Source organism: Rhizobacter sp. AJA081-3, assembly GCF_017795745.1.
Classification (GTDB): Bacteria; Pseudomonadota; Gammaproteobacteria; order Burkholderiales; family Burkholderiaceae_C; genus Piscinibacter.
Genome location: NZ_CP059067.1, coordinates 1215104 through 1234836, shown reverse-complemented (window position 1 = coordinate 1234836; position 19733 = coordinate 1215104). Strand labels below are relative to the sequence as shown.

General features: G+C 67.5%; 16 protein-coding genes and 1 pseudogene. 8 read left to right on the top strand and 9 right to left on the bottom strand.

Going from position 1 to position 19733, the window contains the following annotated elements:
- Nucleotides 1-97 precede the first annotated feature (97 nt).
- The 7 genes and pseudogenes from gltA to HZ992_RS06045 form a co-directional block, all read right to left on the bottom strand.
- Entirely contained in the window at nucleotides 98-1411 is a 1314-nt protein-coding gene (gene gltA / locus HZ992_RS06075; protein ID WP_209385776.1) for a citrate synthase, read from the bottom strand.
- Between the two features lie 103 nt (nucleotides 1412-1514).
- Nucleotides 1515-1769, bottom strand: a pseudogene (locus HZ992_RS06070) (succinate dehydrogenase assembly factor 2); the annotation flags it as partial.
- A gap of 24 nt (nucleotides 1770-1793) precedes the next feature.
- A complete protein-coding gene (locus HZ992_RS06065) occupies nucleotides 1794-2498 on the bottom strand; it encodes a succinate dehydrogenase iron-sulfur subunit (protein ID WP_209385774.1) in 705 nt (234 codons plus the stop codon).
- Nucleotides 2499-2514: 16 nt separating this feature from the next.
- Complete coding sequence (gene sdhA, locus HZ992_RS06060; RefSeq protein WP_209385773.1) at nucleotides 2515-4308, bottom strand: succinate dehydrogenase flavoprotein subunit; 1794 nt, start codon at nucleotides 4306-4308, stop codon at nucleotides 2515-2517.
- Between the two features lie 4 nt (nucleotides 4309-4312).
- Nucleotides 4313-4675, bottom strand: a complete 363-nt coding sequence (gene sdhD / locus HZ992_RS06055; RefSeq protein ID WP_209385772.1) for a succinate dehydrogenase, hydrophobic membrane anchor protein — start codon at nucleotides 4673-4675, stop codon at nucleotides 4313-4315.
- An 11-nt stretch (nucleotides 4676-4686) separates the two neighbouring features.
- Nucleotides 4687-5109, bottom strand: a complete 423-nt coding sequence (gene sdhC, locus HZ992_RS06050) for a succinate dehydrogenase, cytochrome b556 subunit (RefSeq protein ID WP_209385771.1) — start codon at nucleotides 5107-5109, stop codon at nucleotides 4687-4689.
- Between the two features lie 116 nt (nucleotides 5110-5225).
- Nucleotides 5226-5975: a GntR family transcriptional regulator gene (locus HZ992_RS06045; RefSeq protein WP_209385770.1), complete on the bottom strand. Its 750-nt coding sequence runs from the start codon at nucleotides 5973-5975 to the stop codon at nucleotides 5226-5228.
- Nucleotides 5976-6139: 164 nt separating this feature from the next.
- Here HZ992_RS06045 and HZ992_RS06040 point away from each other — a divergent pair, with 164 nt between their 5' ends.
- The 5 genes from HZ992_RS06040 to HZ992_RS06020 all read left to right on the top strand — a co-directional run bounded on the left by HZ992_RS06040 (nucleotide 6140) and on the right by HZ992_RS06020 (nucleotide 12372).
- Complete coding sequence (locus tag HZ992_RS06040) at nucleotides 6140-7126, top strand: malate dehydrogenase (protein WP_209385769.1); 987 nt, start codon at nucleotides 6140-6142, stop codon at nucleotides 7124-7126.
- Nucleotides 7126-8118 (top strand): HpcH/HpaI aldolase/citrate lyase family protein, encoded by a 993-nt coding sequence (locus HZ992_RS06035; RefSeq protein WP_209385768.1) that lies wholly within the window; start codon nucleotides 7126-7128, stop codon nucleotides 8116-8118. Before HZ992_RS06040 ends, HZ992_RS06035 begins: the two co-directional genes overlap by 1 nt.
- A 159-nt stretch (nucleotides 8119-8277) precedes the next feature.
- Complete coding sequence (locus tag HZ992_RS06030; RefSeq protein ID WP_209385767.1) at nucleotides 8278-8769, top strand: hypothetical protein; 492 nt, start codon at nucleotides 8278-8280, stop codon at nucleotides 8767-8769.
- A 196-nt stretch (nucleotides 8770-8965) separates the two neighbouring features.
- Nucleotides 8966-11557, top strand: a complete 2592-nt coding sequence (gene acnB / locus HZ992_RS06025) for a bifunctional aconitate hydratase 2/2-methylisocitrate dehydratase (RefSeq protein WP_209385766.1) — start codon at nucleotides 8966-8968, stop codon at nucleotides 11555-11557.
- Between the two features lie 131 nt (nucleotides 11558-11688).
- Nucleotides 11689-12372 (top strand): rubrerythrin family protein, encoded by a 684-nt coding sequence (locus HZ992_RS06020; RefSeq protein ID WP_209385765.1) that lies wholly within the window; start codon nucleotides 11689-11691, stop codon nucleotides 12370-12372.
- Here the strand turns inward: HZ992_RS06020 and sbcB are convergent, their stop codons facing one another.
- Both sbcB and HZ992_RS06010 read right to left on the bottom strand, forming a co-directional pair.
- The gene (gene sbcB, locus HZ992_RS06015) at nucleotides 12373-13818 is read right to left on the bottom strand and encodes an exodeoxyribonuclease I (protein ID WP_209385764.1); all 1446 of its coding nucleotides are present in this window, start codon (nucleotides 13816-13818) and stop codon (nucleotides 12373-12375) included. It lies immediately after the preceding gene.
- 25 nt (nucleotides 13819-13843) lie between these two features.
- Nucleotides 13844-14521: a DUF6781 family protein gene (locus HZ992_RS06010; RefSeq protein ID WP_245213369.1), complete on the bottom strand. Its 678-nt coding sequence runs from the start codon at nucleotides 14519-14521 to the stop codon at nucleotides 13844-13846.
- A 158-nt stretch (nucleotides 14522-14679) separates the two neighbouring features.
- Here HZ992_RS06010 and serC point away from each other — a divergent pair, with 158 nt between their 5' ends.
- From serC to acnA, 3 genes are read left to right on the top strand one after another with little or no spacing between them, the layout of a single operon-like run.
- On the top strand, nucleotides 14680-15762 hold the full coding sequence (gene serC / locus HZ992_RS06005; RefSeq protein WP_209385763.1) for a 3-phosphoserine/phosphohydroxythreonine transaminase: 1083 nt from the start codon (nucleotides 14680-14682) through the stop codon (nucleotides 15760-15762).
- Nucleotides 15755-16948 (top strand): phosphoglycerate dehydrogenase, encoded by a 1194-nt coding sequence (locus HZ992_RS06000; RefSeq protein ID WP_209385762.1) that lies wholly within the window; start codon nucleotides 15755-15757, stop codon nucleotides 16946-16948. The genes serC and HZ992_RS06000 overlap by 8 nt, the downstream gene beginning before the upstream one ends.
- A gap of 9 nt (nucleotides 16949-16957) precedes the next feature.
- Nucleotides 16958-19678 (top strand): aconitate hydratase AcnA, encoded by a 2721-nt coding sequence (gene acnA, locus HZ992_RS05995; RefSeq protein WP_209385761.1) that lies wholly within the window; start codon nucleotides 16958-16960, stop codon nucleotides 19676-19678.
- The last annotated feature ends 55 nt before the right edge of the window (nucleotides 19679-19733 follow it).

The window sequence follows — 19733 nt, the reverse complement described above, 5'->3', positions numbered from 1 at the left end:
GGCGATTCGCGGCAGGTCGCGGGAGAACCCGTGATTTTAGGCGCATGAGAAAGGCCCCGGCACTTCCGTGCGGGGGCCTTGCCGGGGAGCGCGCTGATCAGCCGCGCTGCGACAGCGACGTGACGTCGCGGCGCGTGGAGCCGTGGAACAGCTGGCGCGGACGGCCGATCTTGTACTCGGGGTCGCCGATCATCTCGTTGAGCTGCGCGATCCAGCCCACCGTGCGGGCCAGCGCGAAGATCGCAGTGAACAGCGACACCGGGATGCCGATGGCGCGCTGCACGATGCCCGAGTAGAAGTCGACGTTCGGGTACAGCTTGCGCGACACGAAGTAGTCGTCCTCGAGCGCGATCTTCTCCAGCGCCATGGCCAGCTTGAAGATCGGATCGTTGTGCAGGCCCAGCGCGTCGAGCACCTCGTGGCAGGTTTCGCGCATCAGCTTGGCACGCGGGTCGTAGTTCTTGTAGACGCGGTGGCCGAAGCCCATCAGCTTGACGTTGGAGTTCTTGTCCTTCACCTGCTTGATGAACTCGCCGATCTTCTCGACGCCGCCCATCTTTTGAACGTCTTCAAGCATGTTCAGCGCCGCCTCGTTGGCACCGCCGTGCGCCGGGCCCCACAGGCAGGCCACGCCGGCCGCGATGGCAGCGAACGGGTTGGTGCCCGACGAGCCGCACAGGCGCACCGTCGAGGTGGAGGCGTTCTGCTCGTGGTCGGCGTGCAGGATGAAGATGCGGTCCATCGCGCGCACCAGCACATCGTTCGGCACGTACTCCTCGCAAGGCGTCGCGAACATCATGCGCATGAAGTTGCCCGCGTACGACAGGTCGTTCTTTGGGTAGATGTACGGCTGGCCCACGGTGTACTTGTAGGCCATGGCCACCAGAGTGGGCATCTTGGCGATCAGGCGGATCGCCGAGATGGAGCGGTGCTCCGCGTTGTGGATGTCGGTGCTGTCGTGATAGAAGGCCGATAGCGCGCCCACCAGGCCCGTCATGATGGCCATCGGGTGGGCATCGCGTCGGAACCCACGCAGGAAGAATTGCATCTGCTCGTTGACCATGGTGTGGTTGGTCACGAGCTTCGTGAAGGTCGACTTCTGGCTCGGGTTCGGCAGTTCGCCGTTGAGCAGCAGGTAGCAGGTCTCGAGGTAGTCGCAGTTGGTCGCGAGCTGCTCGATCGGGTAGCCGCGGTACAGCAGCTCGCCCTTGTCGCCGTCGATGTAGGTGATGGTCGACTGGCAGGCCGCCGTCGACAGGAAGCCCGGGTCGTAGGTGAACTTGCCGGTCTGCGCGTACAGCTTGCGGATGTCGATCACGTCGGGGCCGATGGTGCCCTTGTAGATCGGCAGATCCATGCTCGGGCTGCCGTCCGAGAATGACAGGGTGGCTTTCACGTCAGACGGAGTCATGGTCGTTCCTTGAATGGCGGGTCGGGGGTGTGGCCGGGCTTGTCTTCACCACGCGGGCTCGATGCGGCCCCTGGTCTTCTTCTGCTTTGCTGAACTGCGGCGACCGCATCATGCCCAGCACTTCGATCACGTCGTCGCGCAGCAGCTCGCCCTCGGGCTCGCGGCGGCGCAGCAGCAGGTCGAGCAGGTCGTTGTCGGCGAGGTCCATCAGCGCGACCATGCCGGAGGCCTGCTGCTCGGTGACACGCCCTTCGCTGAGCGCGAAGAATCGCTCGACGAACAGGTCGTTCTCGAGCAGGCCGCGGCGGCAGCGCCAGCGCAGCTTCGAGAGGGCGCGTTCGTCGATCAGTCCGGGCATGGCAGGTGGCTGTTCAGGCGACGATCACACCGCGCGGCGGACCATCAGTTCCTTGATCTTGCCGATCGCCTTGGTCGGGTTCAAGCCCTTCGGGCAGACATCGACGCAATTCATGATGGTGTGGCAGCGGAACAGGCGGTACGGGTCCTCGAGGTTGTCGAGGCGGCCGGCTGTGTCCTGGTCGCGGCTGTCGGCGATGAATCGATACGCCTGCAGCAGGCCGGCCGGGCCGACGAACTTGTCCGGGTTCCACCAGAAGCTCGGGCAGCTGGTCGAGCAGCTCGCGCAGAGGATGCACTCGTACAGGCCGTTCAGCTCGTCGCGCTCTTCCGGGCTCTGCAGCCGCTCCTTGTCGGGCGCCTGCTCGTCGTTCACGAGGTAGGGCTTGATCGAGTGGTACTGCTTGAAGAACTGCGTCATGTCCACGATCAGGTCGCGGATGACGGGCAGGCCGGGCAACGGCTTGAGCACCACCACGCCGGGCAGCGTGCGCATGTTGGTCAGGCAGGCCAGGCCGTTCTTGCCGTTGATGTTCATCGCATCCGAGCCGCACACGCCTTCGCGGCAGCTGCGGCGGAAGCTGAGCGTCGGGTCGACCGCCTTCAACTTCATCAGCGCGTCGAGCAGCATGCGCTCGCTGCCATCGAGCTCGACCTCGAGGGTCTGCATGCGCGGCTTCGCGTCGGTGTCGGGGTCGTAGCGGTAGATCTGGAAGACACGCTTGGTCATGTCGATCTTTCGGGAATCAGAACGTGCGAACCTTGGGCGGAATCGACTCGGCCGTCAGCGGCTGGAGGTTCACCGGCTTGTAGTCGAGGCGGTTGCCCTCGCTGTACCAGAGCGTGTGCTTCATCCAGGTGGCGTCGTTGCGGCCGTTCGGGTGCTCGGCGGTGTCGCCGTAGTCGTTGACCGTGTGGGCGCCGCGGCTCTCATGGCGGGCAGCGGCCGAGACCATCGTGGCCAGCGCGCATTCCATCAGGTTCTCGACCTCGAGCGCCTCGATGCGCGCGGTGTTGAAGACCTTCGACTTGTCGGCCAGGTGGATGCTCTTGGCACGTTCGGCGATCGCCTTGACCTTCTCCACGCCCTCGTCCATCGAGGCCTGGGTGCGGAACACGCCGGCATGCTGCTGCATCGCCTTGCGCAGGTCGTTGGCGACGTCCTGCGCGTACTCGCCGCCGCTGCTCTTCTCGAAGCGCGCCAGGCGCGCGAGCGTCTGGTCGGCCGCATCGGCCGGCAGCGCCTTGTGGCCCTTCGTCTTCAGCGCGCTGTCGACGATGTGGTTGCCGGCCGCGCGGCCGAACACCAGCAGGTCGAGCAGCGAGTTGGTGCCCAGGCGGTTCGCGCCGTGCACGCTCACGCAGGAGCATTCGCCCACCGCGTACAGGCCGTTCACCACCGCGTTCGGGCTGCCGTTCTTCGGCACCACCACCTGGCCGTGGATGTTGGTCGGGATGCCGCCCATCTGGTAGTGGATGGTCGGCACCACCGGGATCGGCTCCTTGGTGATGTCGACGTTGGCGAAGTTGTGGCCGATCTCGAACACGCTGGGCAGGCGCTTCATGATCGTCTCCGCGCCCAGGTGCGTCATGTCGAGCTGGATGTAGTCCTTGTTCGGACCGCAGCCGCGCCCTTCCTTGATCTCCTGGTCCATGCAGCGCGACACGAAGTCGCGCGGCGCCAGATCCTTCAGCGTGGGCGCGTAGCGCTCCATGAAGCGCTCGCCGCTGCTGTTGCGCAGGATCGCGCCTTCACCGCGGCAGCCTTCGGTGAGCAGCACACCCGCGTTGTGAACGCCGGTCGGGTGGAACTGCCAGAACTCCATGTCTTCCAGCGGGATGCCGGCGCGCGCCGCCATGCCCAGGCCGTCGCCGGTGTTGATGAAGGCGTTGGTGCTGGCCGCGAAGATGCGCCCGGCGCCACCGGTGGCCAGCAACACGGTCTTCGCCTCGAAGATGTGAAGCTCGCCGGTCTCCATCTCGAGCGCCGTGACGCCGACCACGTCGCCTTCGGCGTCGCGGATCAGGTCCAGCGCCATCCACTCGACGAAGAAGTTGGTGCGCGACTTGACGTTCTGCTGGTACAGCGTGTGCAGCATCGCGTGGCCGGTGCGGTCAGCCGCCGCGCAGGCGCGCTGCACCGGCTTCTCGCCGTAGTTGGCGGTGTGGCCGCCGAACGGGCGCTGGTAGATCGTGCCGTCGGGGTTGCGGTCGAACGGCATGCCGAAATGCTCGAGCTCGTAGACGACCTTCGGCGCTTCGCGGCACATGAACTCGATCGCGTCCTGGTCGCCGAGCCAGTCGGAGCCCTTGACGGTGTCGAAGAAGTGGTAGTGCCAGTTGTCCTCGGACATGTTGCCCAGCGAGGCGCCGATGCCGCCTTGCGCGGCGACCGTGTGCGAGCGCGTCGGGAACACCTTGGACAGCACGGCGACGTTCAGGCCGGCGCGGGCGAGTTGCAGCGAGGCCCGCATGCCGGAACCACCGGCACCGACGATGACGACGTCGAACTTGCGCTTCGAGACGTTGGTGGAAGTCATGGAATCAGAGTCTCCAAAGGACCTGGATGGCCCAGCCCGCACAGCCCACCAGCCAGACGATCGTGAACACCTGCAGCGCGAGCTTGATGCCCACCGGCTTCACGTAGTCCATCCAGACATCGCGCATGCCCACCCACACGTGGTACAGGAGCGAAACGATGACGACGAAGGTCAGCACCTTCATCCACTGCCGGCTGAAGATGCCGGCCCACTTGTCGTAGCCCATCTCGCCGGGCAGCAGCACCTGCACGATCAGCGCGAGGGTGAACAGTGCCATCAGCACCGCGGTGATGCGCTGCGCGAGCCAGTCGCGCAGGCCGTAGTGCGCACCGACGACGATGCGCTTGGATCCGAAGTTCTGTGCCATGGGAACGGTGCTCAGAAGAACAGCTTGAAGCCCAGCGCCAGCGTGAGCGCGACGCTCAGCGCCAGCGTGACGATCGCCGAGAGGTGGCCGAATTCCTTGGTCACCGCGTGGGTGGCATCCATCCAGAGGTGGCGCAGCCCGGCGATCAGGTGATGCAGGTAGGCCCAGATCAGGCCCAGCACCACCAGCTTGAGGAACCAGCCGGGCAGGAAGCCCACACCGGCCGCGAAGGCCGCGCGGAACTGGCTGTACGAGATTTCAGAAGTGACGCTCGCGTCGAACATCCAGATGATGAACGGCATCAGCAGGAACATCACGACGCCGCTGACACGGTGCAGGATCGAGACGATGCCTGCGGGTGGCAGGCGGTACGCGACGATCTGCGAGACGTGGATGTTGCGGAACACGGGCCGCTCTTTGAGGGTGTCTGCCATGCCCAACCTTGTGCTCAGTGGTGATGTGATCGACGCGAAACCGAATGATTCTATTGCACTGCAGCAGGCTTGCACGGTGCTTGCGGGCGCCATGGGCAATGCGATTCAAGTGCGCTTCAGCTCAACTCGTTGCGATAGTGATGCGACTCGGTGTTGTACAGGCCGCGGCGCAATTCGACCGGCTTGTCTCCATAGCTCAGCGAGAGCCGCTCGACCGACAGCAGCGGCGCGCCCACCGGCACGGCCAGCAGCTCGGCGGCCTGCGCATCGGCGGCGACCGCGCGGATCTTCTCCTCGGCGCGGATCATGCGCACGCCGAACTCCGATTCGAACAAACCGTACATCGGCCCGCGGTAGCCCGACAGCCGCTCGGCCGTGAGGCCCTTGAAAGGCGCCGCCGGCAGCCAGATCTCGTCGAACACCACCGGCACGCCGCGCAGCGAGAGCACACGCTTGATCTGGATGGCCGCATCGCCCGAGCGCAGGCCCAGCGCGCGCGCCACGTCGGCGGGGGCGCGCAGGCGCCGGCAATCGATGAAGCGGCGCTGCGTGCCGCCGTCGGTCACGCCGTCGTCGGGCTGCAGGCGCAGGAAGCGGTACTGCGTGGTCTGCTCGGCGTGCGTGGCCACGAAGGTGCCCTTGCCCTGTCGGCGCACCAGCAGGTTCTCGGTGGCGAGTTCGTCGATCGCCTTGCGCACCGTGCCCTGGCTGACCTTGAAGCGCGCCGCGAGCTCGGTTTCGCTCGGGATCGACTCGCCCGGGCGCCACACGCCGGCCTGCAGGTCGCGCACCATCAGGGCCTTGATCTGCTGGTACAGCGGGCTGAAGGCCGGGCTGGCGGGTTCGGTCAGGGCGGCGGCGGACATGGGCGCATTGCAGCACAAGAGCCGCCCATCGTCCATGATCAGCTGACAGATGTCTTATAGAAGACAGAAGACTCGGGATTCCCCTCGCTCCGCGCCCTGCTTCGTCCTACACTCGCGCCCTGACCCCTCCCAAAAGACCATTTCCCTCTCTTCTGGAGCCTTCCATGAGCAAGAAACCCGTTCGAGTCGCCGTCACCGGCGCTGCCGGCCAGATCGGCTACGCGCTGCTGTTCCGCATCGCCTCCGGCGAGATGCTGGGCAAGGACCAGCCCGTGATCCTGCAGCTCCTGGAAGTGCCGGCGGAAGGGCCGCAGAAGGCGCTCAAGGGCGTGATGATGGAAATCGAGGACTGCGCCTTCCCGCTGCTGGCCGGCATGGAAGCGCACAGCGACCCGAAAACCGCCTTCAAGGACACCGACTACGCGCTGCTGGTCGGCTCGATGCCGCGCAAGGCGGGCATGGAGCGCGCCGAGCTGCTGGCGATCAACGGCAACATCTTCATCGGCCAGGGCAAGGCGCTGGACGCCGTGGCCAGCCGTGACGTCAAGGTGCTGGTGGTCGGCAACCCGGCAAACACCAACGCCTGGATCGCCATGAAGAGCGCGCCCAGCCTGAAGCGCGAGAACTTCACCGCGATGCTGCGCCTGGACCACAACCGCGCGCTGTCGCAGATCGCCGCGAAGACCGGCAAGGCCGTGGCCTCGATCAAGAAGCTGGGCGTGTGGGGCAACCACAGCCCGACGATGTACGCCGACTACCGCTTCGCGACCATCGACGGCAAGAGCGTCAAGGACATGATCAACGACCAGGTCTGGAACAAGGACGTGTTCCTGCCCACCGTCGGCAAGCGCGGCGCGGCCATCATCGAGGCGCGCGGCCTGTCGTCGGCGGCCTCGGCCGCCAACGCTGCCATCGACCACATGCGCGACTGGGCGCTGGGCACCAACGGCGAATGGGTCACGATGGGCGTGCCGAGCAACGGCGAATACGGCATCCCGAAGGACGTGATGTTCGGCTTCCCGGTGACCACCGCCGGCGGCCAGTACAAGATCGTCGAGGGTTTGGCCATCGACGCGTTCAGCCAGGAGTGCATCAACAAGACGCTCGCCGAACTCCAGGGCGAGCAGGACGGCGTCAAGCACCTGCTCTGATGACCCCTCGCGAGGCCCTGTTCGACGCCGACGACCACGCACCGGCCCTGCCGGTGTGTGATCACTACTCGGGCGTCGAGGCGCGCATGCGCAAGAGCCTCGAGCTGCAGGGCGAGCTCGGGCCGGTGTTCGACGTCACGCTCGATTGCGAAGACGGCGCACCGGTGGGCGGCGAGGCCGAGCACGCGCACCTGTGCGCCGAGCTGATCATGTCAGCAGCCAATCGCTTCGGCCGCGTCGGCGCCCGCGTGCACCCGATCGACCACCCGGCCTTCGAAGCCGACGTCGACACGCTGGTGCGCCGAGCCGGCTCGCGCCTGGCTTACCTGATGGTGCCCAAGCCTCGCGGCCTGGCCGACGTGGGCCGCGCCTGCGACGAGATCGACCACTTCATCCGCATTCATGGGCATGGCCGTTCGATCCCCGTGCACGTGCTGGTCGAGACGCACGGCGCGCTGCAAGAGGTCGGAGCGATCGCAGCGCACCCGCGCATCGAGTCGCTGTCCTTCGGGCTGATGGACTTCGTCTCGGCGCACCGCGGCGCAATCCCGGCCAGCGCCATGGGCGCCCAGGGCCAGTTCAGCCACCCGCTGGTGGTGCGCGCCAAGCTGGAGATCGCGGCGGCTTGCCACGCCTTCGCGAAGACGCCTTCGCACTGCGTGGTCACCGAGTTCAAGGACCTGCGCGCCCTGAATGCCGCGGCGACACGGGCCGCGCGCGAGTTCGGCTACACCCGCATGTGGAGCATCCACCCCGATCAGGTGCGCACCATCGTCGACGCCTTCGCACCGACGGCGGCCGAGACCGACCTGGCCATCGAGATCATCCGCAGCGCCCAGGCCGCGCATTGGGCTCCCACGCGCCACCGCGACACCCTGCACGACCGCGCCAGCTACCGCTACTTCTGGCAGGTGCTGGAGCGTGCGCATCGCACCGGGCAGCCGCTGCCGGCCGAGGTGCGGCAGGCCTGGTTCGACACTCCGGTCGGCTGAGCAACGTGGGGCGAGTGTGGCAAGCGCCACGTTCCGCACCCGATGCACGTTTGCACATGTAAGCGTCGCGGGGGCGGACGCTGCAGTTTGTTGCAAGGCCAGCGGCCGAAGCCTCATGCTTCGCGCACCGTGAAACGACTCGCGCTTGCGCACCCCGCCATGAACTTCAAGAGCACCCTCGCCATCGCCGCCGCCCTTTGCGTGGGCACCTCGATGGCCCTCGCGCAAACCGCCGCCCCGGCGAAACCGGCAGCCAAGCCTGCGGCCGCCAAGCCCGCGCCCAAGAAGGCCGCCCCCGCCGCGGCCGAGCCCGGCCAGGCGTCGCCGGAGCAGTTGGCCGCCGCCGAGCGCGTGCACTACGGCACCTACGATTGCGAGTTCGGCAAGGTCGCCGAAGTCTCCACCCTGGCCAAATATCCTGGCTACGTCGAGGTGAAGTCGGGCAAGCAGAGCTGGATGATGAAGCCGATCGCCTCGAGCACGGGGGCGATCCGCCTGGAAGACCTGAAGGGCCAGTTCCTCGTCATCCAGATCGCCAACAAGTCGATGCTGTTCGACAGCAAGTCGGGCCAGCGCGTGCTCGACGGCTGCGTGAACGAGAAGCAGAAGGAATCGGCAGCCGCCGTCGCCGCAGCCGCCGCCGGCAAGTAAGCCGCCGCCGCTTTCCCAAAGGCCCGCCGCGTGCGGGCCTTTTTCTTGCGTATGCGCCCGGAATGGCCGACGCTGACAGACCGGCGTCAGTCGACGCTGCGATGCTTCCCGCAAGTCTTATATAAGACATAAAATAGCGGGGTTACCCGTAGCCGCCTCGCCGACCCGAATTCGTCACCCGCCACCGGAGCCCCTGATGCTGCAAGCCTATCGCCAACATGCCGCCGAGCGCGCCGCCCTCGGAATCCCGCCGCTGCCGCTGGATGCGAAGCAGACCGCCGCGCTGATCGAGCTGATCAAGGCGCCGCCGGCCGGCGAAGATGCCTTCCTGATGGACCTGCTCACGCACCGCGTGCCTCCGGGCGTGGACGACGCCGCCAAGGTGAAGGCCTCGTTCCTGGCCGCCGTCGCGCACGGCGACATCAAGGTCGGCATGGTCTCCAAGGCCAAGGCCACGGAGCTGCTGGGCACCATGGTGGGCGGCTACAACGTGCACCCGCTGATCGAGTTGCTCGACGACGCGGAAGTCGCCGGCGTCGCCGCCGAGGCGCTGAAGAAGACGCTGCTGATGTTCGACTTCTTCAACGACGTCGCCGAGAAGGCCAAGGCCGGTAATGCCAAGGCGAAGGACGTGATGAAGAGCTGGGCCGACGCCGAGTGGTTCACCACCCGCCCCGAGGTGCCCAAGTCGATCACCGTCAGCGTCTTCAAGGTGCCTGGCGAAACCAACACCGACGACCTGTCGCCCGCGCCCGACGCCTGGAGCCGCCCGGACATCCCGCTGCACTACCTGGCGATGCTGAAGAACACCCGGCCGGACGCCGCCTTCAAGCCCGAGGAAGACGGCAAGCGCGGCCCGATGAAGTTCATCGAGGACCTGAAGAAGAAGGGCCATCTGGTCGCCTACGTTGGCGACGTGGTCGGCACCGGCTCCTCGCGCAAGAGCGCCACCAACAGCGTCATCTGGGCCACCGGCCAGGACATCCCCTTCGTGCCGAACAAGCGCTTCGGCGGCGTCACGCTGGGCGGCAAGATCGCGCCGATCTTCTTCAACACGCAGGAAGACTCCGGCTCGCTGCCCATCGAGGTCGACGTCTCCAAGCTGGAGATGGGCGACGTCATCGAGGTCAAGCCCTACGAGGGCAAGCTGGTGAAGAACGGCGCCACCGTGGCCGAGTTCAAGCTCAAGAGCGACGTGCTGTTCGACGAGGTGCGCGCCGGCGGCCGCATCAACCTGATCATCGGCCGCTCGCTGACCGCCAAGGCGCGGGAGTTCCTCGGCCTCCCCGCCTCCACCGTGTTCCGCCTGCCGCAGCCGCCGGTGGCGACGAAGGCCGGCTTCACGCTGGCGCAGAAGATGGTCGGCCGCGCCTGCGGCCTGCCGGAAGGCCAGGGCATGCGCCCGGGCACCTACTGCGAGCCGAAGATGACCACCGTCGGCAGCCAGGACACCACCGGCCCGATGACGCGCGACGAGCTGAAGGACCTGGCCTGCCTGGGCTTCAGCGCCGACCTGGTGATGCAGTCCTTCTGCCATACCGCGGCCTACCCGAAGCCGGTGGACGTGAAGACGCACCGCGAGCTGCCCGCCTTCATCAGCAACCGCGGCGGCGTGGCCCTGCGCCCGGGTGACGGCGTGATCCACAGCTGGCTGAACCGCCTGCTGCTGCCCGACACCGTGGGCACCGGCGGCGACTCGCACACGCGCTTCCCGATCGGCATCTCGTTCCCGGCGGGCTCGGGCCTCGTCGCCTTCGGTGCCGCCACCGGCGTGATGCCACTGGACATGCCGGAGTCGGTGCTGGTGCGCTTCAAGGGCCAGATGCAGCCGGGAGTGACGCTGCGCGACCTGGTGCACGCGATCCCCTACGCCGCCATCAAGGCCGGCCTGCTCACCGTGGCCAAGGCCGGCAAGAAGAACATCTTCAGCGGCCGCATCCTCGAGATCGAGGGCCTGCCCGACCTGAAGGTGGAACAGGCCTTCGAGTTGTCGGACGCGAGTGCCGAGCGCTCGGCCGCCGGCTGCACCATCAAGCTCAACAAGGCGCCGGTGATCGAGTACCTGACCTCGAACATCGTGCTGATGAAGAACATGATCGCCGACGGCTACGCCGACAAGCGCACGCTGGAGCGCCGCATCAAGTCGGTCGAGGCCTGGCTGGCCAAGCCGACCCTGCTCGAGGCCGACAAGGACGCGGAGTACGCCGCCGTCATCGAGATCGACCTGAACGAGCTGAAGGAGCCGGTGCTGTGCTGCCCGAACGACCCGGACGACGCCAAGCTGCTGTCGGACGTGGCAGGCACGAAGATCGACGAGGCCTTCATCGGCTCGTGCATGACCAACATCGGCCACTTCCGCGCCGCGGCCAAGCTGCTCGGTGGCCAGCGCGACATTCCGGTCAAGCTGTGGGTCGCACCGCCGACCAAGATGGACCAGAGCGAACTGATCAAGGAAGGCCACTACGCCGCCTTCGGCACCGCCGGTGCGCGCACCGAGATGCCGGGCTGCAGCCTGTGCATGGGCAACCAGGCGCAGGTGCGTGAAGGCGCCACGGTGGTCTCGACCTCGACGCGCAACTTCCCGAATCGCCTGGGCAAGAACACCAACGTCTTCCTCGCCTCGGCGGAGCTGGCCGCCATCGCCTCCAAGCTGGGCAAGCTGCCGACCGTGGCCGAATACCAGGAAGCGATGGGCATCATCAACAAGGACTCCGCCAGCGTCTACCGCTACCTGAACTTCGACCAGATCGAGGAGTACGCGGAGACGGCGAAGTCGGTGACGGTCTGAGCGATCGCTCCTGACCCGCCGTGACGGCCCGCTTCGGCGGGCCGTCGGCATTTCGGGCGTTGCGCAAGGTCAATGGCCCGGCCGCCCAGCCGCACCAGACTGCCGCCATACGGGCTGCGAAGGAGCTCACGGTGCGAGACACGATCCGGCAACAGGCTGTCCGCTCGCGGGCGCGCCGGCGGCTGGTCGGCGGCGCATTGTTGTCGCTCGCGCCGCTGCGGCTCGCGCGAGCCGCGCCCTACCCCGCGACCATCGCGGCGATGCAGACCGCCCACGAGGCGGAGATGAATGTCTACTACCGCTACACCGAATTCAGCCGCACGGCCGCCCAGGAAGGCTACCGCGGCATCGCTTACCTGTTCACCGCCTTCGCCGCGGCGGAACTGATCCATGCCGGCAACTTCGCGCGCATCCTGGCGCGGCTGAATGTCGAGGTGCCCCCGGTGCCCAGGCCGGCAGTGCAAGCGGGCACGACGCGCGAGAACCTGATCGCCGCGGCCGCGTCGGAGATGGCTTCGATCGACTCGCTGTATCCCGGCCTGCTCGAGCGCCTGCGCGCCGAGGACCACGCCGACGCCATGACCACGGTGCGCTACGCCTGGGCCACCGAGAAGCAGCACCGCGACAAGATCGCGCAGATCCAGCGCTGGTCGCCGAGCTTCTTCGAGCAGGTGGCCAAGCACATCGATGCGAAGACCGGCCAGTTCTTCATCTGCCAGCTGTGCGGCTGCACGCTCAACAAGCTGCCGGCCGAGACCTGCCCGGTGTGCGCCAACGCGGCGAAGCATTTCCGGCGCATCGAGCCGCCGGCCTGATCACACGGGCTCTGGCGCGATTTGCTCGGCGTAGTCGTACAGCGCTTCGAGGATCGCCTGGCCGCGCTCGTCGGCCGACTCGTTGAGCGTGTCGATGCGGTCGAAGAAGGCCTGCAGCGTCAGCGAGCCGCCCTCGCCATCGTGCAGGCGCCGCGCGCGGTGCTCCTCCCAGCGGGCGCGCTCGTCTTCAGACAGGGTGGCCGCGAAGTTGCGCGCCCGATAGCGGAACACGATCTCCTCCAGCCGCGCATCGTCGAAGGCGAGGCGCTTGGCCGCGAGCTGCTCGGGCGCGAGTTCGCGCAGCCGCTGCAGCCGCCCGCGATCGGCATTGCCGACGAAGCCGCCGTACAGGTCCTCGTCCACGTCCGGCGCCTGGGCCGGCGCGGGCCGCGCGAACACCTCGGGCCACAGCCCGGCGAGCGCCGTGCCCTGTTGCGCCGCGGCTTCGGCGTGCTGCAGCGCTTGCGCCACGTCGATGCCCCAGCGCGCGGCCATCTCCGGGCTCAGAGTCTTGAGGTTGCCGACGACGACCGGCGACTTGTTGATGTGGATGGTCTTGATCGGCAACCGCGTCACGCCCTCGGGCAACTCGTCGGCGCGGGTGAACATCCGCTCGCGGAGCGTCGCGGCGTCGAGCGACGACAGCTCGCCCGGATCGACCGCCAGGTCCCACACGATCAGCTCGTTCTTGTTGGTCGGGTGCGGCGCCAGCGGCCACACGATCGCCAGGCAGCCGCGCTCGGGCGGGTACATGCCCGATACATGCAGGAAGGGCCGGCCGCTGCCGATCTCGGCGATCACCGCATCCTTGCGGCGCAGCTTCAGGCAGAACTCCCACAGCCGCGGCTGCTGCGCGCGGATCAACCGGGCCAGCGCGATGGTGGCGCGCACGTCGGACAGCGCATCGTGCGCCGCCTCGTGCGCCAGGCCGTTCGCCGCAGTCAGGTGCTCGAGCTTGAACGAGGCACGGCCGTCGTCGTGCGTCGGCCAGCTGATGCCGTCGGGGCGCAGCGCGCGGGTGGCGCGCACCACGTCGAGCAGGTCCCAGCGGCCGCAACCGTTCTGCCATTCACGCGCATAGGGGTCGATGAGGTTGCGCCAGAACAGGAAGCGCGTCACCTCGTCGTCGAAGCGGATCGAGTTGTAGCCCACGCCCACGGTGCCCGGCCTGGCGAGCTGCGCTTCGATGGCCCCAGCGAAGGCGTGCTCGGGCACGCCGTGTTCGAGGCAATGCTGCGGCGTGATGCCGGTCAGCAGGCAGGACTCGGGGTCGGGCAGCGAGTCGCCGGCCGGCTGGCAATGCAGCATCACCGGCTCGCCGATCTCGTTGAGCTCGCCATCGGTGCGAACGCCGGCGAACTGCGCCGGCCGGTCGCGCCGCGGCACGACGCCGAAGGTCTCGTAGTCGTGCCAGAAGAACGAGAAGTCTGCGCCGGGCGAATTCATGCCCGGCACGATACCTCAGCCCTTGCTACTTCTTGCCGCGCGGCTTGGCCGCGCCGCCCTGCGTCAGCGCATCCGACATGCCGATCAGCACGCCGCTGACCAGCGCGGTGTAACTCTCGGCCAGCGTCTGCGCCGCCTTCAGGCTGGCAGCGCGGGTGTCGCGCATGGCCGTGTGCATCTGATTGACGAACTGCTCGGCGGTGGTGGCCGCCTTCGCGCCGGAGAGCGTGCCGCCGGCCTGCAGCTTCTCGAGGATCGGCGCCCATTGCGTCGAGGCCTGCGCACCAGCCCCTTCGGCGGCCTTCTTCAGCGTGCCGATGAAGTTGTCTTCCATCGCCTCAAGGTCGGTCAGCGCCTTCTTCAGGTGCTTCTCGCGCAGGTCGGCGCCCTGGTTGACGAACTGCTGCAGCGCCACGCGGTTCGCGTCGACCGCCTTGAGCAGCGCCTCGTCCATGCCGACCACCGCCTTGTCGAGCAGGTCTTCGACGTCCACGCCCGGCAGCTTGTTCATCGCCGCGCCGGCCGAGGCCGACTGCGCCACCGTCTTCAACACGCTGCGGATGTTCTTCAGGCTCAGCTCGCGGCCTTGCAGCGCGGCCAGCGTCGCCTGCGTCACGCCCTTGCGGACCTGCTCGGTGCCGCTCGCCGTGGCGGTGGCAAACATCTGGATCAGGGCGTCCTGGTCGATACCGGACTTCATCATGCGGGTCTCCTCGTTGGTTCGTCGGCCGGGGCCTGCGGCTCCCGCCGCGATGCTGTCACCAACGCCGCGCGGGCGCCAGGGGCCGAGGTCATGGAACGGACCTCGAATCTGGTTATGCTCTTCCCCCTCACCCGACCACCCGCCTGGAGACCCGTTCCATGACCCGCGTTTTCAACTTCAGCGCCGGCCCGGCCGCCCTGCCCGAGTCCGTGCTGCGCCAGGCCGCCGACGAGATGCTCGACTGGCACGGCTCGGGCATGTCGGTGATGGAGATGAGCCACCGCGGCAAGGAATTCATCGCCATCCACGCCGAGGCGGAGGCGCTGCTGCGCGAGCTGCTGGCCATCCCCGCCAACTACAAGGTGCTGTTCATGCAGGGCGGCGCGATCGGAGAGAACGCCATCGTCCCGATGAACCTGCTTCGCGGCAAGACCGGCGCCGACTACATCGACACCGGCGAATGGTCGAAGAAGTCGATCAAGGAAGCGGGCAAGTACTGCACCGTCAACGTGGCGGCCAGCGCCAAGGACAGCGGCTACACGACGATCCCGAAGCGCGAGACCTGGAAGCTCGACCCGAACGCCGCCTACGTGCACATCTGTGCCAACGAGACCATCGGCGGCGTCGAGTACCACTTCACCCCCGACACCGGTGAGGTGCCGCTGGTGGCCGACGTGTCGAGCAACATCCTCTCGCGACCGCTGGACGTGACGAAGTACGGCCTGCTCTACGGCGGCGCGCAGAAGAACATCGGCCCGGCCGGCCTGACCATCGTCATCGTGCGCGACGACCTGCTCGGCCGCGCGCTGCCGATCACGCCCTCGGCCTTCGACTACCAGCAGCAGGCCGAGGCCGAGTCGATGCTGAACACGCCACCCACCTACGCGATCTACATCGCCGGGCTGGTGTTCCGATGGATCAAGGCGCAGGGCGGCCTGGCTGCGATGGAGGCGCACAACCGCACCAAGGCCGCGCTGCTGTACGACTACCTCGACAGCCAGGACTTCTATGCCGCGCCGGTGGCCCGCGACTGCCGCTCGCTGATGAACGTGCCCTTCAAGCTGAAGGACGACAAGCTCGACGAAGCCTTCCTGAAGGGCGCGCAGGCGCGCGGCATGGTGCAGTTGAAGGGACACCGCGTCGTCGGCGGAATGCGCGCCTCGATCTACAACGCCATGCCGGTCGAGGGCGTGAAGGCGCTGGTGGCGTACATGAAGGAGTTCGAGGCCCAGCATGGCTGACGCCCCCGCGCCCTTCAAGGTCCTGGTGCTCAACCAGGTCTCGGCGAGCGGCCTGGCGCGGCTGCCTGCCGATCGATACCTGACGGGCAAGGACGTCACCGAGCCCGACGCCATCCTGCTGCGCTCGGCGGACCTGCACGGCGCCGAGATCCCCGCCAGCGTGCACGCCATCGCCCGCGCCGGCGCCGGCGTCAACAACATCCCGGTGGCCGCGCTCAGCCTGCGCGGCGTGCCCGTCTTCAACACGCCAGGCGCCAATGCCAACGCGGTGAAGGAGCTGGTGCTCGCCGGCATGCTGCTGGCCGCGCGCAACCTGCCGGCCGCGCTGCAGTTCGTGCAGCAGCTCGACCCCGCCGCGCCCGATCTCGACAAGCGCGTCGAAGACGGCAAGAAGGCCTTTGCCGGCGTCGAGCTCGCCGGGCAGACGCTGGGCGTGGTCGGCCTGGGCAAGATCGGCTGCCTGGTGGCCGACGCCGCCATCCGCCTGGGCATGAACGTGCTCGGCTTCGACCCCGAGATCACCGTCGACGCGGCCTGGAGCCTGCCCGCGCAGGTCAGGCGCGCCACCAGCGTGGCCGAGGTGCTGCGCGGCGCCAACTTCGTGACCCTGCACGTGCCGCTGCTGGCCGCCACGCGCGACCTGGTGAACGCCGACAACATCGTCCTGATGAAGCCCGGCGCGGTGCTGATGAACTTTTCGCGAGAGGGCGTGGTCAACGACGCCGCCGTGCTCGCGGCGCTGGAGCGCGGCGCGATCGGCCGCTACGTGTGCGACTTCCCGAGCGCGGCCACGCACGGCAACCCGCTCGTCATCGCGCTGCCGCACCTGGGCGCCTCCACCCGCGAGGCGGAGGACAACTGCGCGGTGATGGTGGTCGACCAACTGCGCGACTTCCTCGAGCATGGCAACGTGGCCAACGCGGTGAACTTCCCGGCCGTCTCGATGGCCCGTGAATCGGCGTACCGTGTGGCGATCGCCAACGCCAACGTGCCCAACATGCTCGGCCAGATCTCCACCGCCATGGCGAGGGCCGGGCTGAACATCCACAACATGGTCAACAAGTCGCGCGGCGACATGGCCTACACATTGGTCGACGTCGACAGCCCGGTGGCGCCCAGCGCGCTGGCCGAGATCGCCGCGATCCAGGGCGTGCTGTCGGTGCGCTCGCTCCCGCTCATCACCTAGAGGAAGAACATGTCTGCCCATCCCTTTGCCTCGACGCTTCAATCCTTCAAGACAGCCTCGGGCAAGGAGGGCCGTTTCTACTCGCTGCCCGAGCTGGCCCGCACGCACCCGCGCGTGAACCGGCTTCCAGTCTCGCTGCGCATCGTGCTCGAGTCGGTGCTGCGCAACTGCGATGGCAGGAAGATCACCCCGGAGCACGTGGCGCAGCTCGCGCGCTGGAAGCCGAATGCCGAACGCAGCGACGAGATCCCCTTCGTCGTCGCCCGCGTGGTGCTGCAGGACTTCACCGGCGTGCCGCTGCTGGCCGACCTGGCGGCGATGCGCAACGTCGCTGCCGCCATGGGCAAGAACGCCAAGACCATCGAACCGCTGGTGCCGGTCGACCTGGTGGTGGACCACTCGGTGATGGTCGACCACTACGGCAACAAGCACGCGCTCGACCTGAACATGAAGCTGGAGTTCGAGCGCAACCGCGAGCGCTACGAGTTCATGAAATGGGGCATGCAGGCCTTCGACACCTTCGGCGTCGTGCCGCCGGGCTTCGGCATCGTGCACCAGGTGAACCTCGAGTACCTGGCGCGCGGCGTGCACAAGGGCAAGGGCAAGGGGAAAGAGCGGGTGTACTACCCCGACACCCTGGTCGGCACCGACAGCCACACGACGATGATCAACGGCATCGGCGTGGTCGGCTGGGGCGTGGGCGGCATCGAGGCCGAGGCCGGCATGCTCGGCCAGCCGGTGTACTTCCTGACGCCCGACGTGGTGGGCTTCGAGCTCAGTGGCAAGCTGCGCGAGGGCGTCACGGCCACCGACCTGGTGCTCACCGTCACCGAGATCCTGCGCCGCGAGAAGGTGGTGGGCAAGTTCGTCGAGTTCTTCGGCGAGGGCACACGCACGCTCGCCCTGCCCGACCGCGCGACCATCGCCAACATGGCGCCGGAGTACGGCGCGACGATGGGCTTCTTCCCGGTCGACGAACGCACCATCGAGTACTTCAAGGGCACCGGCCGGCGCAAGAGCGAGATCGAGGCCTTCGAGGCCTACTTCCGCGCGCAGGGGCTGTTCGGCGTGCCGAAGGCGGGCGAGATCGACTTCAGCCAGATCGTCAAGCTCGACCTGGGCAGCGTGGCGCCCAGCCTGGCCGGCCCGAAGCGGCCGCAGGACCGCATCGAGCTCGGCCACGTCAAGCAGCAGTTCGCCAGCCTGTTCAGCAAGCCGCCCACCGAGAACGGCTTCAACCAGAGCGCGGCGAAGCTCGACACCGCGTACACCACGTCGTCGGGCCTCGCCATCCGCAACGGCGACGTGCTGATCGCCGCCATCACCTCCTGCACCAACACCAGCAACCCCAGCGTGCTTCTGGCCGCCGGGCTGCTGGCGAAGAAGGCGGTGAAGGCCGGCCTGACCGTCAAGCCGCACGTCAAGACCTCGCTCGCGCCGGGCTCGCGCATCGTCACCGAATACCTCGAGAAGGCCGGCCTGCTGCCCTACCTCGAGAAGCTCGGCTTCTACCTTGCAGGCTACGGCTGCACCACCTGCATCGGCAACGCCGGCGACCTGACGGCCGAGGTCAACGAAGTCATCACGAAGAACGACCTGATCTGCGCGGCCGTGCTCTCGGGCAACCGCAACTTCGAGGCGCGCATCCACCCGAACCTGAAGGCCAACTTCCTCGCCAGCCCTCCGCTGGTGGTGGCCTATGCGATCGCCGGCAACGTGATGCGCGACCTGATGACCGAGCCGGTGGGGACGGGCACCGGTGGCAGGCCGATCTACCTGGGCGACATCTGGCCGAGCAGCGACGAGATCTACGCGCTGATGAAGTACGCGATGGACGGCAAGGCCTTCAAGGCGAACTACGAGAAGGTCAAGAGCAAGCCCGGCAAGCTGTGGAAGGCCATCGAGGGCACCGAGGGCCAGGTCTACGACTGGCCGACCTCGACCTACATCGCCCGGCCGCCCTTCTTCGACGGCTTCACCGCGAAGCCCAAGGCGGTGTCGTTGAAGATCGAGGGCGCGCGCATCATGGCGCTGTTCGGCGACTCGATCACCACCGACCACATCTCGCCTGCCGGCTCGATCAAGGAGAGCTCGCCCGCCGGCTCCTGGCTGAAGGCGAACAAGGTGCTCAAGGCCGACTTCAACAGCTACGGCTCGCGGCGCGGCAACCACGAGGTGATGGTGCGCGGCACCTTCGCCAACGTGCGCATCAAGAACCTGATGATCCCGCCCGGCGCCGACGGCTCGCGCGAGGAAGGCGGCGTGACGCTGTTCCAGCCCTCGGGCGAGAAGATGGCGATCTACGACGCAGCGATGAAGTACATGGCCGCGGGCACGCCCACGGTGGTCTTCGGCGGCGAGGAGTACGGCACCGGCTCCTCGCGCGACTGGGCCGCCAAGGGCACGCAGTTGCTGGGCATCCAGGCGGTGGTGGCGAAGAGCTTCGAGCGCATCCACCGCAGCAACCTGGTGGGCATGGGCGTGCTGCCGCTTCAGTTCAAGGCCGGGGACTCGTGGCAGAGCCTGGGCCTGACCGGCCGCGAGATGATCGGCGTCGAACTCGGTGAAGAGCTCAAGCCGCAGGCCGAGGCCACGCTGTCGATCCGCCGCCCCGACGGCGTCACACAGCGCGTGCAGGTCATCCTGCGCATCGACACACCGATCGAGGTGGACTACTACCTGCATGGCGGCATCCTGCCGTACGTGCTGAGGCAGCTCCTGGCGGCCTGAACAGGGCCGACAAGGCCTCAAGGTTCATGCTGCTGCATCCACTGGGTGCGGTGGC

Bases quoted from the DNA above. Each gene is read 5' to 3' on its own strand.
- HZ992_RS06030 (WP_209385767.1), top strand. From the start codon at position 8,278: ATGAACTTCAAGAGCACCCTCGCCATCGCCGCCGCCCTTTGCGTGGGC.
- acnA (WP_209385761.1), top strand. From the start codon at position 16,958: ATGTCTGCCCATCCCTTTGCCTCGACGCTTCAATCCTTCAAGACAGCC.
- sdhA (WP_209385773.1), bottom strand. From the start codon at position 4,308: ATGACTTCCACCAACGTCTCGAAGCGCAAGTTCGACGTCGTCATCGTC.
- sdhD (WP_209385772.1), bottom strand. From the start codon at position 4,675: ATGGCACAGAACTTCGGATCCAAGCGCATCGTCGTCGGTGCGCACTAC.
- HZ992_RS06045 (WP_209385770.1), bottom strand. From the start codon at position 5,975: ATGTCCGCCGCCGCCCTGACCGAACCCGCCAGCCCGGCCTTCAGCCCG.
- HZ992_RS06000 (WP_209385762.1), top strand. From the start codon at position 15,755: ATGGCTGACGCCCCCGCGCCCTTCAAGGTCCTGGTGCTCAACCAGGTC.
- acnB (WP_209385766.1), top strand. From the start codon at position 8,966: ATGCTGCAAGCCTATCGCCAACATGCCGCCGAGCGCGCCGCCCTCGGA.
- HZ992_RS06065 (WP_209385774.1), bottom strand. From the start codon at position 2,498: ATGACCAAGCGTGTCTTCCAGATCTACCGCTACGACCCCGACACCGAC.
- sbcB (WP_209385764.1), bottom strand. From the start codon at position 13,818: ATGAATTCGCCCGGCGCAGACTTCTCGTTCTTCTGGCACGACTACGAG.
- HZ992_RS06035 (WP_209385768.1), top strand. From the start codon at position 7,126: ATGACCCCTCGCGAGGCCCTGTTCGACGCCGACGACCACGCACCGGCC.
- HZ992_RS06040 (WP_209385769.1), top strand. From the start codon at position 6,140: ATGAGCAAGAAACCCGTTCGAGTCGCCGTCACCGGCGCTGCCGGCCAG.
- gltA (WP_209385776.1), bottom strand. From the start codon at position 1,411: ATGACTCCGTCTGACGTGAAAGCCACCCTGTCATTCTCGGACGGCAGC.
- serC (WP_209385763.1), top strand. From the start codon at position 14,680: ATGACCCGCGTTTTCAACTTCAGCGCCGGCCCGGCCGCCCTGCCCGAG.
- sdhC (WP_209385771.1), bottom strand. From the start codon at position 5,109: ATGGCAGACACCCTCAAAGAGCGGCCCGTGTTCCGCAACATCCACGTC.
- HZ992_RS06010 (WP_245213369.1), bottom strand. From the start codon at position 14,521: ATGATGAAGTCCGGTATCGACCAGGACGCCCTGATCCAGATGTTTGCC.